At 60.9% G+C, this 24,657-nt stretch carries 22 protein-coding genes; 13 read left to right on the top strand and 9 right to left on the bottom strand.

What is annotated here, in order from left to right; all coding sequences use genetic code 11:
- Position 1 precedes the first annotated feature (1 nt).
- From soxC to GTK01_RS16180, 6 genes are all read left to right on the top strand, one after another.
- On the top strand, positions 2-1,282 hold the full coding sequence (gene soxC / locus GTK01_RS16155; protein WP_252927868.1) for a sulfite dehydrogenase: 1,281 nt from the start codon (positions 2-4) through the stop codon (positions 1,280-1,282).
- Positions 1,266-2,030, top strand: coding sequence for a c-type cytochrome (locus tag GTK01_RS16160; RefSeq protein ID WP_252927871.1), 765 nt, complete (start codon positions 1,266-1,268; stop codon positions 2,028-2,030). Before soxC ends, GTK01_RS16160 begins: the two co-directional genes overlap by 17 nt.
- Before the next feature lie 31 nt (positions 2,031-2,061).
- Complete coding sequence (locus GTK01_RS16165; RefSeq protein ID WP_252927873.1) at positions 2,062-2,460, top strand: c-type cytochrome; 399 nt, start codon at positions 2,062-2,064, stop codon at positions 2,458-2,460.
- Positions 2,461-2,505: 45 nt separating this feature from the next.
- Complete coding sequence (locus GTK01_RS16170) at positions 2,506-3,780, top strand: NAD(P)/FAD-dependent oxidoreductase (protein WP_252927876.1); 1,275 nt, start codon at positions 2,506-2,508, stop codon at positions 3,778-3,780.
- A 14-nt stretch (positions 3,781-3,794) separates the two neighbouring features.
- Entirely contained in the window at positions 3,795-4,337 is a 543-nt protein-coding gene (locus GTK01_RS16175; protein WP_252927885.1) for a DsrE family protein, read from the top strand.
- 180 nt (positions 4,338-4,517) lie between these two features.
- Positions 4,518-5,840 carry a DUF3422 family protein gene (locus tag GTK01_RS16180; protein WP_252927887.1) on the top strand — a complete coding sequence of 441 codons (1,323 nt, stop codon included), beginning with the start codon at positions 4,518-4,520 and terminating at the stop codon, positions 5,838-5,840.
- A 297-nt stretch (positions 5,841-6,137) separates the two neighbouring features.
- On the opposite strand, the gene GTK01_RS16185 is transcribed toward GTK01_RS16180, so the two are convergent.
- From GTK01_RS16185 to GTK01_RS16195, 3 genes are all read right to left on the bottom strand, one after another.
- Complete coding sequence (locus GTK01_RS16185; RefSeq protein WP_252927889.1) at positions 6,138-7,862, bottom strand: UvrD-helicase domain-containing protein; 1,725 nt, start codon at positions 7,860-7,862, stop codon at positions 6,138-6,140.
- Positions 7,859-9,715, bottom strand: coding sequence for an ATP-dependent endonuclease (locus GTK01_RS16190; RefSeq protein WP_252927891.1), 1,857 nt, complete (start codon positions 9,713-9,715; stop codon positions 7,859-7,861). The genes GTK01_RS16185 and GTK01_RS16190 overlap by 4 nt, the downstream gene beginning before the upstream one ends.
- 385 nt (positions 9,716-10,100) lie before the next feature.
- Positions 10,101-11,333, bottom strand: coding sequence for a DUF4145 domain-containing protein (locus GTK01_RS16195; protein ID WP_252927893.1), 1,233 nt, complete (start codon positions 11,331-11,333; stop codon positions 10,101-10,103).
- Positions 11,334-11,438: 105 nt separating this feature from the next.
- Between GTK01_RS16195 and GTK01_RS16200 the strand changes: the two genes are divergently transcribed.
- The 7 genes from GTK01_RS16200 to GTK01_RS16230 all read left to right on the top strand — a co-directional run bounded on the left by GTK01_RS16200 (position 11,439) and on the right by GTK01_RS16230 (position 18,791).
- Positions 11,439-12,440: a DUF2971 domain-containing protein gene (locus GTK01_RS16200; RefSeq protein ID WP_252927895.1), complete on the top strand. Its 1,002-nt coding sequence runs from the start codon at positions 11,439-11,441 to the stop codon at positions 12,438-12,440.
- Positions 12,437-13,057 (top strand): hypothetical protein, encoded by a 621-nt coding sequence (locus GTK01_RS16205; RefSeq protein WP_252927897.1) that lies wholly within the window; start codon positions 12,437-12,439, stop codon positions 13,055-13,057. The genes GTK01_RS16200 and GTK01_RS16205 overlap by 4 nt, the downstream gene beginning before the upstream one ends.
- A 540-nt stretch (positions 13,058-13,597) precedes the next feature.
- Complete coding sequence (locus tag GTK01_RS16210) at positions 13,598-14,635, top strand: homoserine dehydrogenase (RefSeq protein WP_252927899.1); 1,038 nt, start codon at positions 13,598-13,600, stop codon at positions 14,633-14,635.
- Positions 14,632-15,336, top strand: a complete 705-nt coding sequence (locus tag GTK01_RS16215; RefSeq protein WP_252927901.1) for a glutamine amidotransferase — start codon at positions 14,632-14,634, stop codon at positions 15,334-15,336. Before GTK01_RS16210 ends, GTK01_RS16215 begins: the two co-directional genes overlap by 4 nt.
- Before the next feature lie 220 nt (positions 15,337-15,556).
- Positions 15,557-16,450 carry a LysR family transcriptional regulator gene (locus GTK01_RS16220; protein WP_252927902.1) on the top strand — a complete coding sequence of 298 codons (894 nt, stop codon included), beginning with the start codon at positions 15,557-15,559 and terminating at the stop codon, positions 16,448-16,450.
- A 129-nt stretch (positions 16,451-16,579) separates the two neighbouring features.
- Entirely contained in the window at positions 16,580-17,515 is a 936-nt protein-coding gene (locus tag GTK01_RS16225) for a pirin family protein (protein WP_252927904.1), read from the top strand.
- Between the two features lie 25 nt (positions 17,516-17,540).
- Entirely contained in the window at positions 17,541-18,791 is a 1,251-nt protein-coding gene (locus GTK01_RS16230) for a DUF5996 family protein (RefSeq protein WP_252927906.1), read from the top strand.
- A 195-nt stretch (positions 18,792-18,986) separates the two neighbouring features.
- Here the strand turns inward: GTK01_RS16230 and GTK01_RS16235 are convergent, their stop codons facing one another.
- The 6 genes from GTK01_RS16235 to GTK01_RS16260 all read right to left on the bottom strand — a co-directional run bounded on the left by GTK01_RS16235 (position 18,987) and on the right by GTK01_RS16260 (position 24,601).
- Positions 18,987-19,445, bottom strand: a complete 459-nt coding sequence (locus GTK01_RS16235; RefSeq protein ID WP_252927908.1) for a metallophosphoesterase family protein — start codon at positions 19,443-19,445, stop codon at positions 18,987-18,989.
- Between the two features lie 82 nt (positions 19,446-19,527).
- Entirely contained in the window at positions 19,528-20,271 is a 744-nt protein-coding gene (locus GTK01_RS16240; RefSeq protein WP_252927910.1) for a DUF2726 domain-containing protein, read from the bottom strand.
- A 491-nt stretch (positions 20,272-20,762) separates the two neighbouring features.
- Positions 20,763-21,554, bottom strand: a complete 792-nt coding sequence (locus tag GTK01_RS16245; RefSeq protein ID WP_256483911.1) for a phosphodiesterase — start codon at positions 21,552-21,554, stop codon at positions 20,763-20,765.
- A 15-nt stretch (positions 21,555-21,569) separates the two neighbouring features.
- A complete protein-coding gene (locus tag GTK01_RS16250; RefSeq protein ID WP_252927914.1) occupies positions 21,570-22,379 on the bottom strand; it encodes a carbohydrate ABC transporter permease in 810 nt (269 codons plus the stop codon).
- Positions 22,376-23,269, bottom strand: coding sequence for a carbohydrate ABC transporter permease (locus tag GTK01_RS16255; RefSeq protein ID WP_252927916.1), 894 nt, complete (start codon positions 23,267-23,269; stop codon positions 22,376-22,378). Before GTK01_RS16255 ends, GTK01_RS16250 begins: the two co-directional genes overlap by 4 nt.
- 60 nt (positions 23,270-23,329) lie before the next feature.
- The gene (locus tag GTK01_RS16260) at positions 23,330-24,601 is read right to left on the bottom strand and encodes an ABC transporter substrate-binding protein (RefSeq protein ID WP_252927918.1); all 1,272 of its coding nucleotides are present in this window, start codon (positions 24,599-24,601) and stop codon (positions 23,330-23,332) included.
- Between the last annotated feature and the right edge of the window lie 56 nt (positions 24,602-24,657).

A 24,657-nucleotide genomic window follows, 5' to 3' on the forward strand; every position in this document is an offset into this window, starting at 1 on the left:
GATGGACGGTCCCGCAAGCACCAAGAGCGCATCGCGGCGCAGTTTCCTGAAGGGCGCTCTGACGGGCGGCGCGGCTATTGCCGCAAGCACGGCTCTCGTCGGCAGAGCCGGCGCCCAGAGTGATCCGCTGGTCACCGATATCCAGGACTGGAACCGGTATCTGGGCGAGGGGGTCGACGCGCGCCCCTACGGTACGCCTTCGCAGTTCGAGGAGCATGTGGTCCGGCGCAACGTCGCCTGGCTGACGTCCGACCCCATCTCGTCGGTGAACTTCACGCCGCTTCATGAACTCGAAGGAATCATCACGCCGAACGGACTTTGCTTCGAACGTCACCACGCAGGCATCGCCGAAATCGCGCCTGCAGACCATCGGCTGATGATCAACGGCCTCGTTGATCAGCCGCTGATCTTCACCATGGACGATCTGAAGCGGTTCCCGCGCGAGAACAAGGTCTACTTCCTCGAATGCGCTGCCAATTCCGGCATGGAATGGCGCGGCGCGCAGCTCAACGGCTGCCAGTACACGCACGGCATGGTCCACTGCGTGATGTATACCGGTGTCAGCTTGCGCACGATTCTCGAAGAAGCAGGCGTCAAGGCGAACGGCAGCTGGCTGCTGGCAGAGGGTGCGGATGCATCCGCCATGACACGCTCGATCCCCATGGAAAAGGCGCTGGACGATTGCATGGTGGCCTTTGCCATGAACGGCGAGGCGCTGCGCCCCGAGCAGGGTTACCCGCTGCGGCTGGTGGTCCCGGGATGGGAAGGCAACATGTGGGTCAAGTGGCTCCGCCGCCTCGAGGTCGGGGATCAGCCCTGGCACCATCGCGAAGAGACTTCGAAATACACCGACCTTCTCTCGAACGGGAAGGCGCGAAGGTTCACCTGGGTGATGGAAGTCAAGTCCGTCATCACCAATCCCAGCCCGCAGGCTCCGATCAAGCATGGGCGCGGGCATACGGTCCTGTCCGGCCTCGCCTGGTCGGGCAACGGCACGATCAAGCGGGTCGATGTCACGACCGACGGCGGGCGCAACTGGCACCAAGCGAGAATCGACGGCCCGAGCCTGCCGATGGCATTGCATCGCTTTTACTACGAGTTCGACTGGGACGGCTCGGAGCTCTTCCTGCAGTCGCGGGCGATCGACGACAAGGGCTTCGTGCAGCCGACGAAGGATGAGCTTCGGACGGCGCGCGGGCCGAACTCGATCTATCACAACAACGGCATCCAGACCTGGCATGTCGACAGCGACGGAGTGATCGAAAATGTCGAGATTTCGTAATCTGCTCGTCGCCGGCGGCATCGTTCTTGGAACGGCCGCTGCATTCGCCCAGTCGACGGAAACCGCGGACGAGCCTGCTGTGGAACAGTCGTCGACAGAGGCGCACGATCACGCAACCGAGGGCATGGCTGGCGGGGCTGGAAAGAACTTCGCGCTCGGACGTGTCGCGACTAACGACGAAGTCGCTGCGTGGGATATCGACGTGCGTCCGGACGGTCAGGGATTGCCGGTCGGGCGCGGAACCGTCGAGGAAGGCATCACCGTCTACGACGAGCAGTGTGCCGCATGCCACGGTGATTTCGGCGAGGCGATCGGACGCTGGCCGGTGCTGGCGGGTGGGCAGGGAACGCTCGAAGACGACCGCCCCGAAAAGACCGTCGGCTCCTACTGGCCGTATCTGTCGACCGTCTACGACTACGTCAAGCGCGCGATGCCCTTCGGCAATGCAAGGTCCTTGTCCGACGACGAAGTCTACGCACTGACGGCGTACATCCTCTACCTGAACGACATCGTCGATGACGAGGCGTTCGAACTCTCCAATGAGAACTTCGCCGATGTGCGGCTGCCCAACGAGGACAACTTCATCGACGACGACCGGCTGTCCGAGCCGCACTACGCCGCGAACCGCGAGCCATGCATGCAGGACTGTATCGAGGGAAAGGCCGAGATCACCATGCATGCAGCCGTGCTCGACGTGACGCCGGACGCTGGCGACGGCGATGAGGCTCCAGCGGCGGGTATCGATTGATGCAGCGGGTGGTCGGCTTTGGGAGGAGCGGGTGAAACGCTCGTCATCCAGGAACCTGGCAAGGGGCAGCGGTGCGGCGACCGCTGCCCTTTTTGGCATCGTGATGACCCCTGCGCCCGCCCTTGCCGACGAGGAGGCCGCGCGCCTGCTCGAGGCAGAGCAGCAGGTCACGCGCATTCTCTCGACCTCCGGCGACCCTGCTTTCGGGGCGTACTTGGGAGGGGAGTGCGCCACCTGCCATCAGCAGTCCGGAAGTGGTTCCGGCATTCCCCCCATTGCCGGGCTGCCGGCCGACTACACCGTACAGGCACTGGTCGAATACCGGCTTGGAATTCGAACCAACGAAGTCATGCAGTTGATGGCAAAGCGGCTTGCCGACGAAGAGATCGCTGCCTTGGCGGCGTATTTCGCGCAGGAGGAAGCGCAGTAGCCAAGCGGTCGAGGGAACGTTCTAGCTCACCATGGGAGGTTTGAGATGAGCAGACTGACGAGACGGCAATTCGGACTGATCTTGGGAGCGTCCACGGCGACGCTCGCGCTACCAACCTACCTGCGCGCGCAGGACAAGCCGAAGGTCGTGGTCATCGGCGGCGGGGCAGGCGGGGCGACGGCGGCAAAGTATCTCGCCAAAGACTCGAACGGCGCGCTCGACGTGACGCTGATCGAGGAGAATGACGAATTCACGACCTGCTTCTTCTCCAACCTTTATCTCGGTGATTTCCGCGACTGGGATTCGATCACCCACTCCTACGACGAACTCGTTTCCAGGTACGGCATCAAGAAGGTCACGGATCGCGCGACGGCGATTGACCGCGAGGCCAAGACCGTGTCGCTCGGCGACGGTTCGACCGTTCCCTATGATCGTCTCGTCGTCTCGCCCGGCATCGACATCATCTACGATTCGGTGCCGGGCTACTCCGAGGCTGCTGCCGAAATCGCGCCGCACGCGTGGAAGGCCGGTCCGCAAACCCGTCTTCTCAAGGAGAAGCTGGACGCACTGGAAGAGGGGCAGAACATCGTCATGCTTGCTCCCCCAAATCCCTACCGCTGCCCACCCGGTCCCTATGAGCGCGTGTCCATGATGGCGCATGTTCTGAAGGAAAAGGGTCTGACCGGGTCGAAGATCTTCGTCATCGACCCCAAGGAGACCTTCTCCAAGCAGGCGCTGTTCCAGGCGGGCTGGGAAAAACATTATCCCGGAATGGTCGAATGGTATGGCCCGGACGTTCACGGCGGCATCGTCGGCGTGGACGTCGAAGCGGGCACGGTCGAGACCGATCTCGATACGTTCGAAGGCGCGCTCCTGAACATCATTCCAGCCCAACGCGCGGGCGCGATCGCAATCGATGCCGGCCTTGCGAGCGAAAACGGATTCTGCCCGATCGATGCCGCCTCGATGCGCTCGACCATGGATGAAGCGGTCTTCGTGATCGGTGACGCTTCGATCGCCGGGGACATGCCGAAGTCCGGCTTTTCTGCCAACAGCCAGGCCAAGGTCGCAGCGCTCCACATCCGCGCGGACCTGACCCAGTCTCAGACGTTTCCGGCCCGGTACTCCAACACGTGCTGGTCACTGATCGACACGGAAGACGGCGTCAAGGTCGGGGCAAGGTACGAGCCGAAGGACGGCAAGATCACGTCGATCGAAGGGTTCGTCAGCCAGGCTGGCGAGGATGCCGCATTGCGCAAGGCGACATACGAGGAATCGATCGGCTGGTACGACGGCATCGTCGCGGACATGTTTACCTGAAGGAGCAAAAGCGAATGAAACGAGCGGCAGCAATGGTTCTGGCAATCAGCCTTGTCGGCTTTGTATCGACGTCCGCAATGGCGGGGCCGGAAGATCCATCGTCTTTCGATCCGGTCCAGTACGAAGCGCAGAAGGTGCTCTACGACTGGAACTACGACAAGCCGGAGGACGGGATCAGGGCGCTCGGCTTCATTCGAAATCACCTCAAGGCCATGGACGAGTACGGCGACCGGGAGAATTCCAAGGTCGTCATGGTCGCCCATGGCAACGAGCTTCACGCCTTTTCGCGCCTCAACCGCGATGCGTATCCGGAAGCCTACGACGCTTTGAAGGAGATGGCCGATGCCGGCGTCGAAATCCACGTCTGTGCGAATGCCGCGCGGGGGCGCGGTTATGCGCCCGAGGATTTCTACGATGTGATCACCGTCGTCCCGGCTGCCGTGATCGACATCGCGAAGTATCAGATTGAAGGTTACAGCTACATGTATCCGCAGCTCACTTCGAAGATGACGCGTGACGATGTGGTCGCCAAGCATCCCGAGCTTTCGATGGACTAGCAACGGCAACTGGCCCGCGCCGTCAACCGGCGCGGGCCACTCGAAGCCTGCGGCAACACGCAGCTGCAGGCGAGCGCGAATGGCGCCGAAGCCGAGCATCGAGCTCGTGCGCCAGGCAGGAAGTCGCGCGGCAACGTGCTATTTTCTTCGCAGACATCTTCGGAAGGAGTCGTCGGGCATATGAGCGACGTTCGCGAAGACGGCGCGCGCAATGAATTGTCGCGGGCGCTGGTTGCAGGATTCAGGTCGCATCCCGAGCGCTCGGCCGCGATCGGGGAAATCCACTCGCGTCCCCAACCGATGCTGCCAGTGCCGCGAACGCTGATCCAACTGGCATTTTCCACCGAAGGCGGCGCTGTCGTGGATGCGGCGGTCATTGCCGAGTTGTGTCGCAAGCATGCGCTATCCGCGCCGGAAAGGGCCGCGCGGCACTGCACGTTCCGCCTGCCCAACGGGAACCTCTACTGGGAACGGCACAGCGAATTTTCGACATATCTTTGGGAGGCGCCGCCGGCGGGGGCTCGACACTGGAAAATCGGCTCCCCGTTCGACGTCGGCTTCAATCCACCAGGAACGGTGATGTCCGGTGTGCGCCTGGAAATCCTGCAACTCGATCCGAACGCTTCTCCACCCTCGCTGGGACTTGATCCGGAAAGCGTCTGCCACGCTCTCGTTGAAGACGGCAATGCCGAGATCCTGACTGATTTCCGACAGGACGCAGACGGCCTTACCCGCATATTCGTCATCGATCGCGGATTGAACGAGATTCGGCGAGGTGCCCTGGCGCAGCGCCTCATCGAGATCGAGACCTATCGCGTATTCTGCATGCTGGGGCTGTCGCTCGCTCAAGTGCTGTCTGGTCATCTCAGGCGCCTCGAGGCCGATGTCGCGCAATTGACGAGCGAAATTCGACGCGGCGGGCGCGACGAGAGCGAGCGCTTGCTGGCCAGGTTGACCGATCTCGCCGCGGAACTTGAAGCGCAAGCTGCCTCCAGCCTGTTCCGGTTCGGGGCCAGCCGCGCCTACTACGATATCGTGCTCGAGCGCCTGGATGCGCTCAAGGAGGTTCCGATCGAGGGGGCGGCAAGCTGGTCGCAATTCCTGGCTCGCCGCGTTGCTCCTGCAATGCGCACCTGCCGCTCGGTGGAAGACCGTCAAGCCAACCTGTCGCGGAAGATATCCCGGACGACCCAGCTTCTACGAACCTGGGTCGACGTGGAAGTGGAACGGCAAAACCGCGACCTACTGGCTTCGATGAACGACCGCGCGCGTCAGCAACTCAGGTTGCAGCAAACCGTCGAAGGTCTCTCGGTGGCCGCCATATCGTACTACGTCGTCGGACTGATCAGCTACCTTCTGAATGGATTGCCGCCCCTGCTCGGCCTGAACCTGCCGAAGTACACCGCTGGACTGGCCGTGCCGTTTGTCATCCTCGTTGTCTGGCTCCTCGTCCGCCGTATTCGCAGACGTCATGACGAGAGCGGATCGACCGGGTTGGCTTAAACGGACGTGGTGCCGTCGTTAGCAGGGCAAAAACCGGGAAAATACTACCGTCCGGCGGTCCAAAGAACGGTTTCGAAGCACCCGTTGTCGTTCTCTATTTGCGCGACGGCAGCTTTGCGCCCCCATTTCGGTCGCTCGGCTTCAAATCGGCGCTTCCCGAAAGCTGCCGCTCTGTCCACACGATGAGCACGTCTCGGACTGGGTGATTTGCGGCGGCTATCGCGTCATGGAGGTTGACGCTACCATCGCCTACGAACGCTCGCCTCCAATCGCATCGGCGGCCGAATAGTATCTCGACTAAAGCGCGATCAATTCGACCGCGCCGCCCATTCCCGCCATCAAATCCCTTAGCCTCGGGGCCTGGGTTCGAGGCAGGGCAAGCGCCAAGAGTCGTTGCGCCCGCGACGCGCCGACATAGATCTTTCGCGCTTCCTCGTTGTCGACCGCAGCATCCCCGGTTAGAAAATCGACGATACCTTTGGCGGTGCTCGGCGACATCACTACGCAGATCGCGGGAAACTCCATCCCCTTCACGCTATGGATCGTCCGCGCGGCGTGGCCCGATGAAGGCGCAACCGACAATGCCTTATCGAGGTCGCCATTTCGGCGTAGCCGCTGGTTGATCGACTGGCCACCGGCCGGCAGAAGCGGCGCCAGCAGCCGACGCGCCTCGTCGTGCCAGGCCTCGGGTGTCGCGAACCTCTCCGGGCTGAATCGGAGCGCCTGCGCCAGGGCCAGTGCCCCGGGCCGCCAAGCATCCAGACCGACATCGGCGTCCGCGAGATGCTGATGGTAGGTCCTGCCGCCCATTTGGCCACCAAGCTCGAGCATGATCCGATGGATTGCGATCAGCGCCTCCTTCCGACCGCCAAGCTCAAAAGAGAAATGAAAATCGCTTACAGCGACGGCCAGCCGGTAACTCAGGTCGCGCACGCCCGAATCCTGAGGATGCCCGAGCGCGTTAGCGCCGGTCCGGCGCGTCGCCGAAACGACCGGGCAATCTCGTGCCTCCAGCCCCATCGCCGTGACAAGTTCCTGAAATTTCGTCCCGATCGCGGCCGGAACACCCTTTCCCGAATAGGACAGGATCTGAATTGCGGTCGGCTCCTCGCGATGCTCTCCGAGCGCCTCGTCAATCGCGGCGCGCATATTGGGTGCGCGCAACGCTACCACCCCTTTAGTAATGTGTCCGCTGGACCGGAAGTTTCCGTTGATGGGCAGTCGCTCGTCCGCGCCGAATGTCTCTGCGAATTGCCCAAGCTCGTGCGAGACGCCGCCTCGAAAGCCGTAGATCGCCTGGTTCGGGTCGCAGATCACCTTCACCGGGACTCCTGCTGTCCTGAACCAGGCGATGATCTCAAGGTCGACCGGATTGCAGTCCTGCGCTTCGTCGACGATTAGCTCGAGGAAACGCCCTGCGAATGCTGGGCCAAGGACTGCGCCGCAAGCTGGATCGCGCAGCCGAACGAGCGCCACCGAGCGCGCGTCGGCAAAATCGAGCTCCCCGCGCTGAAGGAAGCGCGCACGCGTTTTTCGCGCCGCCGTCTCGTGTGCCTTGATCTTCCCGCGAAAGCCGTGACGCTGGATCATGGCGGGGATCGCATCTCCCGTAACGCGGTCGAAGCACTGCAGTGGCAAGGCCTGGGCTCCGGCGAACGGCTGTATCGTGCGGTCGTCCTTATCGGGGATGAGCCTCGGCTTTGCCGCGCAGCCGTCGATGCCAAACGGTGCAATCAGAAACTGCCAAAGGAACGCGTCAAACGTCCCGATGAAGTGCGGGAACGCCGGTGTCGCGACGAGTCCCTCTCGGCGCAGGCGGTCTTCCAGCTCCGATACAGCGGCGATCGTGAAGGACAGAAAAGCTATACCGCGGCCGGTCGGCCCTCCGCTTAGAAGTGAACGTGCGCGCTCGACCATGACGCGGGTTTTGCCAGCTCCCGGGCACGCCGCAATGAAAGCCGAGCCCGGATGATCGATCACACGTCGTTGCTCAGCGGTCGGCCTAAACGGCGCAGCGATCATTTCACGAGCGCCTCGATCGCCGCTTTCAGATAGGCAGGTACGGCGAATACCTTGCCGCTGTTGATTTCCTCGGCGATGAGCTGCGCGAAATCGCCCTTGCGGGTGGTCTCAAAGAGCTTCTGGATTGCGACCGCCTGGGCAGCTCCGGCCTGCGCGACCGCCACGTCCCATTTGTCCGCTGATCGAGGATGAAGCTTGACGTAGACCTCTTTGAGGAGCGCCGCATTGCCCGCGCGGACTAATTCCGTCTCCAGGGAGTAGTCGTTGATGACGACCTCAAGGAGATCGCCCGCGCCGAGCCCCGCGGCCGTCGCCTCCAGGTCACGCTTGCGTCCGGCGCCCGGGGTCATCGCTCCTTCTGCCACCTCGCCGCCATCCCCATCGGTCAAGACGACCAGCCGGTCGGCGATCCGGACCTCGTTGAATGGAGTGAGAAGCAGCTTGGTGTATGGCCCAAAATCGACGCCGTCGATTGGCACGAAGACCGCGGAGCGAAACAAGCGGAGCTTGTCCGCGTCATCTTTCAACACGATCTTCTTCGCCATGACGGGAAGCAGAAGCGCTTCGGCGATGCCTTCCACCAAAAGCACACGCCCTCCGAATAGCAAGGCCGACTTGGTTACATCCAGGTATCGATCGACCTTGCGCCGTTCGACTAGCTCGAGCGCCAGCTCCGCGAGCGGGATGCAACGCGTCTCCCGTCTCGGCCTCACCGCCGGCATCACAGGGTTCGGCTCTGTATCCGGTACGTTCTCAGCGGGAACGCTGGCGAGCGGATGCGCCTTATCTTCTGCAATCGCCGGCGCGGCCGCTGCGCGCGCGGGAAGAAAGGAGCGGAAAAAGACGAGCTTCTTGCTCTCCACCCAGGCGGATAGGTTCGGCGAATGGGTCGCGACGATCACCTGCAGCTCTCCCGCTGGTCCCTGATTGTCCACGCGCGGCTTGCGCGACTTCTCGGCCTGCTCATCAAGGAAGCTGAGCACCGCGGCCTGAAGCTGCGGGTGAAGATGCGCTTCAGGCTCTTCGACGAGGAAAAGTGTCAGGTCGGCATCATTGACCTTCTCGAGTTCGACCGCGATCGTCGCCATGTAGAGAAGGTTCGCGTAGCCATGCCCGGAATAACGGAGGTCTTCCGGTTCGATACCGTGATCGGCGAGCTTAAAGCGAAGATCGCGCGCGATATCGATCAGCTTCTCATCGTTTGCAAAACCGAGAGATGCCGCCTGCCGGCGCACGCCCGCTGTCAACGCGCTCAGCCCCACTTCCACGGCGCCACCTACCTTGCCAAGGATCTCCGCTTCCACGCCGCGCCGAAGCGCCTTTGCCAGTGCTTCCGGATCGCCCCCTTCAAGAAAGTGATTCAATAGCGCGTAGATGCGAGTCGGATTGCCCGACGCGAGCGCGCGTTTGGCATCCCGCAAAGGCGGTAGATAGACGTGCCGGATCATCTCGTGGCAGCCCGGCTCCGGATTGCCCTGCTGCTGCCCAGCCCACAGAACCGGCCGAACCGGGAAGCGGCGCGTGGCCTCGTCGTATTTGAGGCCGAAGATGCATCCGGAAATAGCAGCGTCAGTGGCGGCCGAAATCATGCGGCCTTGTTGCGCGGGGTTAAGCTCGGCGAACGTAGCGGTCAGCTCGAATTTTCGGTCCGCACTTCCAAATCGGATATCCGTCGCTTCGCAATAGAGCTCGCGTCGCCCGCCGAGCGGCGCGGTCAGGAGCCGTATCGCATCGATGGCATTGCTTTTTCCGCCGTTGTTCTCTCCGACCAGGATCGTCAGATCTTTACAAAGCGGAATCTCTAACTGACTAAATGAACGAAAATTATTCAAACCTAGATTCTTAAGATACATGCCCCCTCCCGCTCGGCGAAGCTTACCGAGTGCCGCAACTCTTTGTTCTATTTGAACCAACGCGGTGTCGATCGCCAATGGCAATCTACGCGAGAAACCATTGCGGCTGCGCGAAACTGAACTTGTTTTCGCTGTGAGAAGGACCGCGGCCGAACTTCCTTCTCTGCATTCCAACTCTCCAGTTCCGTCAAACACCTTATCTCGGTGTCCACGAAACCGGCAGCAGGCCAAATGGTGGATCTTTCCCGTCCGCTTTTGGCGGCAAATCTAGGAAAGTAGCCGTTCAGGTGCCGCCGTCATTCGATTGCAACGCGACCCCATCTCAGGTGCCGACGACAGACCGTCGTTACCGCCGAGAACAGGCAACGCAAACGAGATGCAGCGATCACTGTGCCTTCTGGCGCGCGGGCGTGGCGTTTCGGATATCCTCCGCTGCGCCGGTGAGAACGAATGCGCGATGCAGGAAATTCTCGATGATGTTGACGATATGCCCGAGGCGCGCGGCTGTCGGTGTGTAGCCGCGATGCGCCGAGGCATTCCCCGCGTCCGCCACCGCTTCCAGCGTCGTCTTCTCGTCCGCGCTAATGTGGCCTCCAGTCTGCAAGGCCAACAACTTGCCCTCGAATCCGCCGCGCGGATCCCCGATCAGAAGATAGCCGGCGCGGTCGAGCAAGGTGCGGGCCCCGACCGAGGCGAGCACGTTCAGCCCGGCATTCAGCGCGGCATAGAGCTCATCCAACACGTTTCTGAGAACCTCATCGGTGATGGTGTCGGACCATTCCGGCTTCGCGCGCACGCTCGGCGCCGGGTAATAGACCTCCTTGATCCCTGGGCGCATCACCATGCGCCCATACGCGTCATAGTCCATCTCGTCCCATTCCGAGAACCAATGCTCCTGGCGAACCGACAGCGTGTCACAGCCGCAGCACTGCAGCACCTCGAAGCTGTCGCTCCATGAGATCGGCCCGTCATTCCCGGTCACGGTGTGTTCCGCGCGCACCCACGAATTGGTTAGGCCGCGGCACTTGTTGCAGTGCGCCTTGATGATCCGATCGACCTTAGCAACGGCGTCGGCCGCAGACGGAGCTGTCACCGGCTCCGCCTTTTCCGCGCCTGGCGCCTGCAGCCTGGTCCAGCCACGTGTTGTGATGCTGATGCAATCGTCCGGCACGAAAACGATCAGGCCTTCGCCCTCGGCTCGCGAGATCAATTCGTCGACCCGCCTGCCGTCGATTGTCCCGATCACCCCTGTGAGATCTTCTTCGTCCGGAAGCTCCACGGCCCCGAGATGGTCGTCTTCTAGTTGTCCTGCCGTCCAGACCAGAAGGTTGGTCATCTGCCGGTCGATGGTCGGCAGTGGGCGCTTGAGCATGTCATCCAAATTGACCGAGTTGATTTCCGGCCACTCGGCATCCGTCGTCGAGGCCATCAATCTGGTGGCATGACTGAGCCGAGCGACCACCTTCCTGTCGTCGGCGGGCAGGCGCGTCTCCAGCATCGACAGTGCACTTCCCGTGATCTGGTACTTGCCGCACTTGCGGCACTGCACTCGCCGATAGTCCCCGCCGTTCGGCTGCTCAAGGTTTGCCGACGTCTTGCAGATCGGGCAGAATCCCATCCACCGCTCTCCATACGTTTTTCCGGCCAAGCCGATTGCGCTGGCCCAACCGGCAATTGATGATCCAAATATTGTAACTTGGATGATTGTCGTATCGGGGGGATCATGTCGAAACAACCAAACAGGCCCACACGGCTATACAAGTACCGCGCCTTCAGCAATCGCCTCCTCGACATGCTGGTGGACGACGAACTCTACTATGCCAATCCCAGCGACTTCAACGATCCCCTCGATAGCCGGCCTACGCTCGCTGCCGACCTTGATGTCCATCAATTGGAGCAGGTACTGAGCCGCCTCGTTGAGCAGCGGACCAAGGAGGAGATGACCGCCGCAGCAAAGGCCATAAAGTATCGTGGTCCGAGAACAATAGACCACATTGCCCGCCACAGCCGCACAAAGGCTGACCAGCTTGTCAGGGAGGTCGAATACGCTGCCGGCAATCCGATCTATGAGGTGATGGATCCGCACAAGTTCCTTCTCGGGCGGTATCTCGAGGAGGAATTGCTACGCCGCTATGACAGAGGAATTGTCTCCTTTGGTTCGCGCGCAACCTGCCCGCTAATGTGGAGTCACTACGCCGACCAGCATCGTGGAATTTGCGCCGGCTACTCGGTCCCCGCCGATGCGACCGATCAGCTTCACAAGATCAACTACGGTGGCAGCCGCAACGTCAGGGCAAGCGACGTCGCCGTTATGGACACCGACACAGACGCCCGCCGCCGCGTCGATGAAGCTGTGCTGCTCCGCAAGGCGGCCAGTTGGCGCTATGAGCGCGAATGGCGCTTGATCGGAACCCGCGGCTCGCAGCCGTCGCGCCTCGAACTGGAGGAAGTGGTCTTCGGTATCCGGTGCAAGCCCACCGTGAAATTTGCGATCGTCAAGGCGCTTGAGAACCGCCGCCGGCCGGTGCGGTTCAGCGAGATGCACGAGGTCTCAGGCACGTTCCTGCTTCGCAAGCGTCGTCTCGACGTCGACGAACTCGGGATGTCGCTTCCCCGTCGCTCTCGCGACGCTCTGGAAGCCTTCGAAAACCTCGACATCCCTCTGCCGCCCAAACCGCACGACGATACGACGGGCCGTCCCCAAACGGCAGAACCACAACTATGACCACGGGCACCAATACTACCGACTTCGAGGCCTTGCTGCGACCAGAGTTTCGCTGGCCGACAAGGGGCGACCAGGCCTTCACCACATCCGACCGGTGGCAGAACAATTCCTATATCGATCGCCACGGTCATGGACGCTTTGTCATGATGATGACCGGCTACAAGATGGCTGCCGATCTCATGGTCGCGCATGTAGCCGACGCGCAAAACGACGGCGACGCCCTGGTGTTCCCGGTCATCTTCAACTATCGGCAGTTCGTCGAACTGTCGCTCAAATACCTGATTGCCACCTACGGCCACACCGTCGGCACTGACGCACAGTGGAACACCCACGACCTCGGCATTTTGTGGGCCACATTTGTCGAGGTCCTCGACGCTTATGGCCACGAGGATACGGAAGGCACGGACGGTGTGGTCGGCGACATCATCGCCGAGTTCGCCAGGGTCGATCCCAGATCCTTTTCGTACCGCTATCCGGTCGACACCAAGGGCAAGCTCGTCAATCTCGCCCACGATGAGGTCGATCTTCATCGCCTTGCCGATGTGATGAAAGGGCTCGAAGGTTACTTTTCCGGGTGCGACGGCTATCTCGACAGCCTGCAGAGTGCCGGGCCATAGCGCGCAATATCCGTTAACCGCGCTGACGCAGACCCGAGTTCAGCCGTCCAGCCGCCCGAAGTACAGATCGTCGGTGAACGCCTCGAACGGCTCTGATGTCGGTTTGCGAAAATACGAAGATGTCACTCCACGGCGGCCATCCGTATGCGGCGGGTAAACGGCAGGTTTCGGGCCGTGGTGGGCGTGGCCTAAGATTTCCTTCTGGGGTCGTTGGCTGAACGCCGGCTTTCTCGCTTCTCGCGCCAGAACCGGACTGGCAGCAGACGGCCCCGTAGGCGCCGATATGATGGGTGTCCTTGAGTGCGATGCAACGGCTGTGGGACTGATCAAGGCGCAGGGCCACAATACATTGCGCAGCCGATGGAACGGCCATGGCAGTATCGCCCCGTGCCATGATGGTCGGTCAGCCTTCCGTCTGATCGCGCGGTGTAGAAGCGCTCGACATGGCGCCGTATCTTCGGGGCACATCAATATTTAACACGAGTGTGTCGGCGCTCTTGGAGGCCTTGGCATGCAGTGCTCAGTGCTGGAAGATAACGTATGAAAACCAAGAACGTCGCCAGGGTAGCAATCGCCGGCTTCGGGGGAGTGGGGCGCGCGACGGCCAATCTTCTCCTGAGCCGCCGCCAGCGATATCGAGAGGTATACGGAGCTGAAGTCCGCCTTGTCGCCGTCTGCGGATCGCGATCCGGCTTGGCCGACGTAGGCGGCCTAGAACCTGAGAGTCTGGACGCATTTGAGCCCGGTCTGTCGGGTCCGGCATTCATCGAGGCAAGTGGCGCCGACATCGTTATCGAAGCGGGCCCAAGCGATTTCCGCACTGGTGGCCCGGGCCTCGCCTATCTCCGTTCCACCCTTTCGGCGGGGCGCGATGCCATCGTCATATCCAAGGGTGCACTGGTTCACAGCGGCCCGGAACTGCGCGCCATGGCTCGTTCCACAGGCGCGACACTTAAGCTGAGCGGCGCAGCGGCAGCCGCTCTGCCCACGATCGACCTCCTCGAGAACAGTCTGAAAGGCTGCGAGGTGCTGGAAATCTTGGGCATTTTTAACGCCACCACCAACTACCTGCTGGATGCGATGATGAACCAGAACCTCGGCTTCGAGGAGGCGCTGGCGCGCGCCCAGGCGGGCGGCTTCGCTGAAGCAGACTCACGCAACGACATCGAAGGCTGGGACACTGCCAGCAAGCTCGTCCTAATATCCAATTTTGGCCTCGATGCCGACCTGACGATGGACAACCTCTCCGTGGAAGGCATTCAGTCGGTCGCGGCGCATGACATCGAAGCATGGAGAAAGCGGGGGCTCGTTCCCAAGCTAGTGGGTAGTCTCGTCCGGGCGGAAGGCGCGACACGGGCGGCCGTCGGCGTCCGGACCTACCCACTGAGCGATCCGCTCGCGCATGTGTCTGGAAAGAACAAGGCTATCCGGATTACCACGGACGCGATGGGCGAGACGATCGCTATCGGATCAGGAACCGAGCCGCTCGCCACCGCGGCGGCCGCGCTCAAGGATCTCGAACATATTCTGACGGCACGAGCGGCTCGGGCTACCGGCTGTTCGGGGGGATTGGAATGACAATGAAGACCGTACAGGCCATCCGCCACATAGGCTTCGAGGACCTGGGCAGCTTCGCGTCCCCCTTGAGAGAGGCCGGGTGCGACATCGAGTACATCGATGTCGCAGAGCGCGATCCGGCAACGCTCGATCCTCTCGGCGCCGATCTCCTAGTGGTTCTGGGCGGTCCGATCGGCGTCTACGATCACGATGCCTATCCGGTCATCACCGAGGAGATAGGCGTGTTGCGGGCGCGGATCGCGGCCGATCGGCCAACGCTCGGAATATGCCTCGGCGCGCAACTGATGGCGGCAGCCCTCGGTGCTCGTGTCTATCCGGGGCCGGTCAAGGAAATCGGCTGGTCGGCACTCGATCTGTCGGATACGGCCGAACCCAACCCTCTCGCAGCACTGCGCGGCGTTCAAGTGCTTCACTGGCATGGGGACACGTTCGACCTGCCCAAAGACAGCACTCTGCTAGCATCGACCCCGCTTTGCACAAACCAGGCCTTTTCGCGCGGACCCAATGTGCTCGGCCTCCAATTTCATCCGGAGGTCCTTGGCGCTCGGTTCGAGCATTGGCTTCTGGGCCATGCCAATGAACTGGCCACCGCAGGGATCGACCCCGTCACGCTGCGCCACGATTCGCACCGATATGCCAGCAAGCTTGAACAAGCCGGCGCTACATTGCTCACCGGCTGGCTATCGCAACTGGCGCGCTGATCCGATCGGCAATCTTCGCCCCGCTTGGCAAAGCTATCGAAAGTCACTGCAGCGCGATGAAACGTTCGTTCGGTTCTTTGGAGACGGTGCAACTGAAGCGAATGCGTGGCGACAGGAATATGCGACCCCCACCTGTCCGGCATGCACTAGGTGACATCTCTTTCGGCGATACGGTAAAGCTCATTCCCGCCATGCAACGTCGCGAAACAGGGAACGCTGGATGAATATCGAAGACCTGCGGACATTCGTCGAAGTCGCCGACGCTGGGGGCGTTTCGGCTGCCGCACGTCGCCTTGGCGTCTCCAAGTCGATCGTCAGCCGCAGGCTTTTCCGGCTTGAGGGGGAACTCGGCGTCCAGCTTGTTGCTCGAACCACACGGGGCGCGGCGCTCACCGAAGCCGGTATCGCGTTTCGAGATCATGCAGCGAGAGTCGGCGCCGAGATCGAAGCGGCAAGGGAAACCATTCAACCCACCGGCGACCTAACCGGCCGTCTTCGCGTCGCAATGCCCCTTACCTTCGGCCCGACACACCTTGCGCCGGTGCTGGCGGAACTGGCGTGTCGCCATCCCAGACTTCATATTCATTCGTCCTACAGCGACCGCTTCGTCGATCTTATCGCCGAGGGGTTTGATTGCGCGATCCGGGTTGGACTCCTCCAGGACTCCAACATGGTCGCGAGGCGCGTTGGCACCATCCATGCGAAGTTTCTTGCCAGCCCGAACTACATAGCGGCGAATGGCGCGCCGGAGGTACCAGAGGAGATCATCCTGCACCAGGCGCTGATGCAAGGCACGGAAGCCTGGCAGTTCATGGATGGCGATAAGGTCGTGACCATCAATCCGCAGGGGCGCTACAAAGCCGACAATGGTATCGCGCTCGCGGCCGCCGCCGCGGCTGGGCTGGGCGTCGCCTGGTTGCCCGATTGTGTCACCGATCCTTATGTGGCCTCGGGCGCACTGGTTCCGATCATGACACGTTACCCGCCGCCCTCGGCGGGCGTCTACGTCGTCCGGCCGCCAGGCCAGCATCCATCTCGGAAGGTACGGGTCCTGACCGACTTGCTCATCGAATGTCTTGCGGAAGACCCACACCTTTCGAAGATCGACAGCTAGCCCCTGTCTGTCGCCTCATTTCAATGGCGTTCCACTTTTTGCGACACTGCTCAGCGGGTTGCGGAGCTAGCTGAGAGGAAGGCCAGCGGGTAGGTCACTCATCTGGCGGATGATGAAAGGATAGCGCAGATGAGTGGGAACCCTTCAATCGACCCTGGCTGTCCGGACGCGGTTGGCCCCGATGCAATCGAGACGCTCATTGTGCCGCGCTCCCGCGACCTTGGCGGCTTCGAGGTCCGGCGCGCCCTGCCGGCACCGAAGCGACAGATGGTTGGACCGTTCATCTTCTTCGATCAGGCCGGGCCGGCCGAGTTTCTGACCGGTCAGGGCGTGGATGTTCGACCGCACCCGCATATCGGTCTCGGCACGGTCACCTATCTGTTCCAGGGCGACTTCCACCACCGTGACAGCACCGGTGCCGACCAGATAATCAGGCCAGGTGCCCTTAACTGGATGGTTGCCGGGCGTGGCGTCACACATTCGGAGCGCACCTCCGCGACGGCGCGCAGCGGCCCGAACAGCCTGTTCGGCATCCAGACCTGGCTGGCCTTGCCCGACAGTCACGAGGACGTGGACGCCAGCTTCGAGCATCACGGCAAGGAGACCCTGCCTGTCATCGAAGACAAGGGCGTCTCTGTTCGGCTCATTCTCGGCAACGCCTATGGCAAGATCGCGCCCGCGAAGATGCTTTCCGAGACGTTCTACGCCGACGTAAAGCTCGAGCCGGGCAGCCGCCTGCCGATGCCGGACGATCACGAGGACCGCGGCATTTATATCGTCGAAGGCTCGATTTCGGTGGCCGGACAGGAGTTCGGGGCGGGCCAGATGATGGTGTTCCGGCCGGGTGACCGCATCACAGTGGCCGCTGGAGAGCGCGGCGCGCGGCTGATGATCCTCGGCGGCGCCACCTTCAACGGACCCCGTTACATCTGGTGGAATTTCGTCGCCTCGTCACAGGAGCGCATCGAACGCGCGAAAGCCGAATGGCGCGCCGCGAACTGGGGCAACGGCCGCTTTGACCTGCCGGCCGACGACCGGAACGAGCACATTCCCCTTCCGGAATGACCGGAACCAGCATGGAGAAACGACGATGACCAAGTGGCTCCAACTTGACTATCTCGGCTGGCGCGAAACGTGTTCGGCCTTGCATCTCTATCTGCAGATCGCAGGCAAGTACCGGCTTGCCCACACGCCATGGCTCAACCACTCGTGGAACGCGACCTTCTATGTCACGCCGAGGGGCTTGGCCTCTTCACCCATACCCGACGGCCCGGGCATCGAGATCCTGTTCGATCTGCGCGAACACAGGGTCGTCGGCACCTGCGGCAACGGCCAAACTAAATCCTTCGACCTCGGGCCGATGACGGTGGCGGCATTCCATACGAGCTTCGTGCAACTGATTACCGACCTTGGCGGCACGCCCACCTTCAACGGCAGCCCGAATGAGGTGCCATTCCCGGTTCCCTTTGCCGAGGATGATCGCGACCGGCCATATGACCGCGACGCCGTCCAACGCTTTCACCAAGCGTTGATGGCGGTCGACAGCGTGTTCAACCGGTTCCGCACGTCTTTCCTGGGAAAGTCCAGTCCCGTCCATCTGTTCTGGGGCAGCTTCGATCTTGCCCTGACGCGGTTTTCCGGGCGCCGCGCGCCGCTGCATCCGGGCGGCATTCCGTCCTTGCCGGATGACGTTGCCCAGGAGGCTTACGACCGAGAGGTCTCTTCAGCCGGCTTCTGGCCCGGTGGCGGCGGCATCGACTATCCCGCCTTCTATGCCTACGCCTATCCAGCACCCAACGGCTATCGGGCGGCGGCCGTCCAGCCTGACAGCGCGTTCTGGCATGATGGACTATCCGAATTCGTCCTCCCCTACGATGCCGTGCAGGAGGCAGCCGATCCCGACGAAGCCTTGATGGCATTCCTTGTCTCGACCTACGAGGCAGCCGCCGATCTGGGCGGATGGGACCGCGATCTCTTGGAATGTACCCAAGGCAGGCCGCGCCAAGTCCGCCCCTCGGATGCAATGCATGTAGTCACTGCGCCCTCTTTGGCGGAGGATGCTGTCGAGCGAGAGGATGGCCCGTCAAAGGGGCGCTACCGTCTTGTCGTCGACGGCGTCGAAGCAGAAATGACCTACAGCCGGGCCGGCGACGGTCTGATCATCATCGACCATACGGAAGTGCCCGCTGCTCTGCGCGGCCGCAAGGTGGGCGAGCGGCTGGTGCGCCAAGCGATCGAGGATGCGCGGCGCGATGGCGTCGAGATCATTCCACTCTGCCCGTTCGCGAAGGCGCAGATTGGCCGCCATCCGGAATGGCAGGATGTACTGCGTCGTTCGTGAGCGGATGGCTGTACAACATCGCGCTGGTTGGCGGCTCTTTATTTGCTGGCCGAGACTCTGAAGGGACCACAGGTAGGTCGCAAGGCACAGATGACTATGCACCGCGAATGGCAGCTATCTGGTAATCGCTGCCTGTGACCAGACAGTCCGCAGTCGGCCCCGATTCTGTCACGCAAAAATCGTTGGGGATCGAGCTTAAAAGAGCTCACGAATATTAGGTGACAGCTGGCCACCGGCAATCTCGATAGTTGCCAAGGTTATGGGGAGCCTGAACCTGCGCGGGCCAGCGCTTCCGGGATTGACGTACAGAACGTCATTCAACTTTTCGACGCTGGCGCGGTGAGAATGACCTGAAACCACAAGGTCAATGCCCATTTCCGCTGGAGCAATTGCAAGTTCGTTGCGATCGTGGATCACGTAGATCTTCTGGCCAAACAGGGTCGTTTGGATCGTGTCGGGCAAGGATGACGCCCACGGCTGAACATCGATATTGCCGCGAATTGCCGATACTGGAGCAACTGCTGCCAAGCGTTGGAGGATGTTCGGCTCACCGATATCACCAGCGTGGATGATGTGGTCCACACCATAGAGCAACTTGATGGCCTCTTCGCGCAGGAGCCCGTGCGTATCGGAGATAATTCCGAGAGTGTTCATGGGAATGAGCTTAGCTGTTCTCGAATCCGCTCGTGAAGCGATTGATTACGATGACGGTCCGAACCGCGAAATCGTATGCCAGCTATGCGGGCGGACGAGCCTCGGGAAGAGGTGATGAAATATCGATCGAAGGCCGAACCTCGCTCGGGCCGCGCGTCGACTCGTCACTAACGTCGAGTGCTGTTTGCTTGTCGACCAGTCTCTCCACCAGACGCCGCAAATCCGAAGGCTTGGTATGACCGGCGACGACCTCGTGATATCCGATGCCAGCGCGACGCAATGCTTCCTTCTTTACCGCATCACGCGCGGCCGCTGTTCCTTGATGATGGCCAAGTCCTTGGTATTCGACGACGTGCCGCGGGTGACAGTGCTCATCGACCAACAGCAGATCGACACGCTTGGAATTGATGCAACTAAAGGCGGCTTTGTCCTTAGTGCGGAGGATTTCCCCTAGCGAGACCTGAGCCATGACCTGCCAGAGCGGATTGTAGCCGAGAACAATGTGATCGAGTTCCTTGAACACGCGCACTTCGCTGCGATTCAGTAGAGGTTGGCTGGCGAACTCCGCGCTCATGACAATCCGTAGCTGGTCGGCCGCATCCATAATGTTCGCGGGAACTGCACCTCGAGCTTGCTGCAATGGTGGCCAGGAAGGACTGTTTATGCCGCGTTCCTTATTCCATTTGCTCTGATTGTGAGACCGCCACTTCTGACGCATGTGGTCTGCTCGCAGCTTTTCCACCATAGCGCCTGCTATTGCGGCCAAGCCAAGCGCAGCCGCGAGCGTTGCGTGTTCGTTAAAGAAGAGATAGACGTATTCAAGCATCCGCAACAATTACCACGCCCTGCCGATCTGCTTGATTAACCGCGGCGCTTCAATTGTATCGATGTGTGCGATCGATCGGCAACACATCAAGCCAAATCCGCGGGCTCTTGGTCGCCGGGAAAAAGGCAGCCCAATCAATTCGCCGTCTCAACGCGTCGGGGTCCAGAGCCGATCGCATGGTATGTGCCTGCTGACGAAGTCCTTCAGCGGCAGCTAACCATCAAAAGCTTCCCAAAAGCAGCCTGTCCGCCTCCGGCCCCATCCCTGCCGTGGAGATCATTTTCCAGCTTGCCCGCTCTGGCGCCCACGCCAGAACTGATGCCGAATGTCGGCTTTCTTCGCTTACTCGCTAGAACCGGACGGATCGCTCACGGCCCCTATGCCGACGGAAACAGATTTCCGTCTACGTGCTGACCCAGATCTTCACGGCCTCGGACAGGCAGATCCAGAGTGTATTTCGCTGAACTGTGTGCGCTAGGGGTGCGCGAGCTTTAGAAGGGAAATGGGCCATCCCCAATCCTTGCGGGGATATGGACGCTGCGAAACCCTTCCGACCAATCGTGCACCATAAAGCCGCCGCTTCCGAGGAAGAAGCCAACCGGCGCTTCGGCTCGAAAATCGAATTGAAACGTGCTGCACGGCGACGGCCCAACGATCGCCGGTATCCGGCCAGCTGCGCCTGTGGCCGAGAGGTGCAAATGGCCGCATAGGATGCGAATATCGGCGTCTGAGCCTTGCAAGACGCCTCGCAGCTTCTCGATGCCTGCAAGACCGATGCCGTCCATGAAGCGGATGCCGGACATAAAAGGTGGATGATGCATTGCCAGGAGAACTGGCCCATGGGTCGACAGAGTTTCTTCGAGGAAGCCGAGCGTCGCGTCGTCGACCTCGCCTCCGCCCGAACCTTCGACGAGGGTGTCGATACCAATGACCCTCAGACCGCCTATATCGCGAACCCAGTTGAGCCGCCCCGATTGGTCGAACAGGTCGAGATCGCGGAAGGCAGTTCGCATCGGTTCGCGAAGATCGTGATTGCCAGGGATAGCAAGAAGCGGCAGGTCAAGCGGCGCGACAATGCGCCGGAAGAGCTCATAACTTTCCATGCTGCCGTCGTCGCTAAGGTCACCGGTCACCACGACGGCATCGACCGGACCAATCCTTAAAAGGGCGGCGGCTGCGGTTGCCACGCATTCCTCAAAAAGCTTCGCCGTGTCGAGCACGCCCGATACCAGCGCTGGCGGAACGACCAAGTGTGTGTCGGTGATATGAAGGATACGGGGCATTCGTGTTCGCCAAGCCTACTTGATACCGGTGCGCAGGAACGCCTGTACGAACTGGCGTTGAAAAACGAGAAAGGCGATTAGTAGAGGCGCGACCGTCATGAGTGTCGCTGCCGAAATGACGCTGATATTGACGCCGCTTTCCGGCGCGCCGAAGATCGAGAGGCCAACTGTAAGAGGCCGCGTGTCAGCCGAATTTGTCACGATCAGCGGCCAGAGAAAGTTATTCCAGTGGGTTGAGACTGATACGAGCGCATATGCCAGATAGGTCGGGCGCGCGAGCGGAACGTAGACGCGCCAAAGTATGCCGAGCAGGCTGCATCCCTCGATCTTTGCCGCTTCATGGAGCTCAATGGGCACCGACTTGAAGGCTTGGCGCATCAGGAAGATCCCGAAAGCGCTTGCCATGTACGGCATGCCAACACCGAGAATGGTGTCAAACAATCCGAGCCGGGAGACCATGGCGTAGTTCTCGACGATGAGGACCTCTGGCAGGATAAAGAGCTGCATTAGGACGAGAATGAAGACGACGTCCTTTCCCGGAAATCTGAGTTGCGCGAACGCGAACCCAGCAAGCGTCGTCAACACGAATTGTCCGGCCAGGACAATCGTGACTAGGATGAACGTGTTGAGGAAGTAGCGCAGCCAAGGTGCGCCAGCCCATGCAATCCGGAAATTGTCCAACGTCCAAGGCGCAAGCAAATTGAAATTGATGGCGTCCGAAGTGCTGTGGAATGCCGCCCAGAAGGCAAACAGGAGCGGCGATATCCAGACCACTGCCAGGACGATCGCAACGGTCGCTTCTGCGTTTCGAACGATCCGGCTCATTGATAGTGCGTCCTGCGGTCGATGAGAAAGAACTGGATGGAGGCCACGATGCAAAGCACCAGAAGGATGAGCACGGTCATCGCTGCCGCGCTGGGCGCGTCGAAGAATGCGAAGGCCATTTCCCAGATGTAGTATAGGATCAGCTTTGAAGCATCGTTGGGACCACCCTTGGTCAGGATGAACAGGTGGTCGATCAGCTTCACCGAATTGATCATCGCATTGACCATGATGAAGAGCGTTGTCGGCATCAAGAGAGGCAGCACGATCCGCCGCGTGTAAGTCCAGCGGCTTGCGCCCTCGATATCAGCGGCCTCGCGCAAATCCTCCGGGATGGTCTGGAGCGCGGCGAGATAGAAGATCATGAAAAACCCAGCTTCCTTCCAGATCGTCACGATGATGATCGCCCAGAGTGCGGTTTCGGGCCGGCCGAGCCAGTTCACGGATTCGAGGCCAAATAGCCCGCCGATCTGGTCGAGGACGCCAAGTCCAGGCGTATAGAAAAACAGCCACAAATTGGCGGCAGCGATCATTGGCAGCACGGTCGGCGTGAAATAGGCGGTGCGCACAAAACCGCGCGCCGGAATCTTCGAGTTCGCCCACAGCGCCATGGCTAGGGCGATGCCAATCGACACAGGCACTGTGACCGCTGCATAGAGAAGGTTGTTCTGGACGACGGTCCAGAATGTCGGATCGTTGAACAGCGCGGCGTAGTTTTCGGTGCCGAGAAATTCCGACGGTCGCCGTCGGGTGCCACGCGAGAACAAGCTCGCCCAAAATGTCGCAATGGTGGGATAGAAGGCAAAAAGCGAGAGCAGTACGCCTGCCGGAAATAGCAGCAGCCACCCGTAGATTGCCTGTCGGCGACGCTCGATATTGATGCCTTTGGCCATCGTTCATCCCCCCGACGTTACGCGCCGGCCCATTGGGGCCGACGCGAATTGAAACACCGCCTAACGATAGGGTTCGAGTAGACGTTCGGCGGAGGCCTGCGCTTCTCCAAGGGCGGTCTCCGGATCCTTCGAACCGGTAAGCACAGCCTGGATCGCGTTGTTCAATCCGTCACGAACACGCGATGTCTCGAACGTGGAGAACTCAGCGATCGCATCCTCGAGCTGATCACGCGCGACGAGCGCAGGCGGGAACTCTTCACCATAAGCCTTCAATGCCTCCGTCTCATAGGAGGCCGGCGAGACGCCCATATATCCCGTCGCAATCGACCATGCGGCAGCCTGTTCGGGGGCGGTCATGAACTGAATCAGCTTCAACGCCGCCGCGCGTTCCTCGTCGGTCGTGTCCTCGAACAGATAGAAGTTGCCACCGCCCGTCGGCGAGCCGGCGCGGACGTTGCCCGGCAGAACCGAGACACCGAAATCGAAGCTAGCGGCATCCTTGACGGCGGTCAGGTTGCCTGTCGTATGCCACATCATTGCGGTCTGGCCTTCCAGAAAGGCCTGGCGCAGTGTGCCCCACTCGATCGTACCTGTCGGCATGATGCCGTGCTCGACGGACAGCGACTGCCAGAATTCCAGCGCTTCGACGACAGCAGGGTCGTCGAAATATGTCTCTAGACCATCATCCGACATCAGTTCCTTGCCGTTTTGGATCGCAAGAGCCTGGAACATCCAGTAGGGGTAACCAGTCGACGGAATCATCAACCCGTGGGTGCCGTCCTTGGTCAGGGCTTTGCCGGCCTCAACCATTTCGTCCCATGTCGAAGGTGGCGATTCAGGATCGAGCCCAGCTTCGCGGAACATGTCCTTGTTGTAGTAGGCGACGATGGTCGATCGCTGGAACGGAATACCCCAGACATGCCCTTCGATCTCACCGTTGGCCATCAAGGCAGGGTAGAAACTCTCCAGCCATTCCTTGCCCGCCTCATCGGTCACCAGTTCGTCGAAAGGCGTGATGATTTCCTGTTCGATAAGGTCGTAGGCATCAATGGAAAAGAGCACTGCGAGCTGCGCTGGTTCGCCTGAATTCAGCGCCGACAGCGCACGAACACGCGTATCGTCATAATTGCCCGAGTAGATCGCGTTGACTTTGATATCGGGGTTCTCGGCTTCAAATTCGGCGACTATGCCGTCGACGACATCGGTCAAAGGACCGCCAACCGCGATCGGATAGTACATGGTGAGTTCGGTTTGCGCGTAGGCTGGAAAAGTGAGCGCAGTTGCCGCCATAACGCCTGTCAGCGCGAGGCCGGTCTTGGAAATGTAGTTCATCGAGTCCTCCCTTGGTTAAGCTTTCACATCCTGGCCAAGCGGTTCCTTTGCCGCGT

The sequence above is a fragment of the Aliihoeflea sp. 40Bstr573 genome (genome assembly GCF_024105655.1).
Taxonomy (GTDB): domain Bacteria; phylum Pseudomonadota; class Alphaproteobacteria; order Rhizobiales; family Rhizobiaceae; genus Aliihoeflea.